Source organism: Pseudoalteromonas sp. SR44-5, from assembly GCF_014163675.1.
Taxonomy (GTDB): Bacteria; Pseudomonadota; Gammaproteobacteria; order Enterobacterales; family Alteromonadaceae; genus Pseudoalteromonas; species Pseudoalteromonas rhizosphaerae.
In genome coordinates this window covers 1-962 of sequence record NZ_JACJDT010000139.1, presented here as the reverse complement: position 1 = coordinate 962, position 962 = coordinate 1, and the positions used below count along the sequence as shown (strand labels likewise).

1 protein-coding gene is annotated in these 962 nt (G+C 53.1%); it reads right to left on the bottom strand.

Annotation, left to right across the window (positions count from 1 at the left end; genetic code table 11):
- The coding region (locus H5154_RS22860; RefSeq protein ID WP_182719745.1) for an Ig-like domain-containing protein at positions 1-962 on the bottom strand (962 nt) is incomplete at both ends.

The following is a 962-nucleotide window of genomic DNA, read 5'->3' as shown; positions in this document are numbered from 1 at the left end:
GACCACGTACCATCTGCCAGTACCGTCGCAGTTAAAGTTTGCACCGCACCGTTTGCATCAGTGACGATGACACTGACGATGCCACCGATTTCATCACTGCTACCGGTGATGGTTGGCGTGGTATCGTTCGTTGCAGCAAGTGGATCAATATCAAAAGTAGGCGCTTGAGTGTCAATTACTCCGCCGTTTTCAGTATCAGACGCGGTATTACCTGCCGCATCAGTGACGCTGGCATCCACTTGGAATGCGCCCTCTGCAAGCGGCGTCGGTATATCCACCGACCACGTACCATCTGCCAGTACCGTCGCGATTAAGGTTTGTACTGCCCCCGTCGCATCAGTGACGATGACACTGACGAGACCACCAATTTCATCACTGCTACCAGTGATGGTGGGCGTGGTATCGTTCGTTGCAGCAAGTGGATCAATATCAAAAGTAGGCGCTTGGGTGTCAATTACTCCGCCGTTTTCAGTATCAGACGCGGTATTACCTGCCGCATCAGTGACACTGCCATCCACTTGGAATGCGCCCTCTGCCAGCGGCGTCGGTACATCCACCGACCAAGTGCCATCAGCTAATACCGTCGCGGTTAAGGTTTGTACTGCGCCAGTAGCATCAGTGACAATCACGCTGACGAGTCCACCAATTTCATCACTGCTACCAGTAATCGTTGGCGTGGCATCGTTCGTTGCAGCAAGTGGAACAATATCAAAAGTAGGCGCTTGGGTGTCAATTACTCCGCCGTTTTCAGTATCAGACGCGGTATTACCTGCCGCATCAGTGACGCTGGCATCCACTTGGAATGCGCCCTCTGCAAGCGGCGTCGGTATATCCACTGACCACGTACCATCTGCCAGTACCGTCGCAGTTAAAGTTTGCACCGCACCGTTTGCATCAGTGACGATGACACTGACGATGCCACCGATTTCATCACTGCTACCGGTGATGGTTGGCGTGGTATC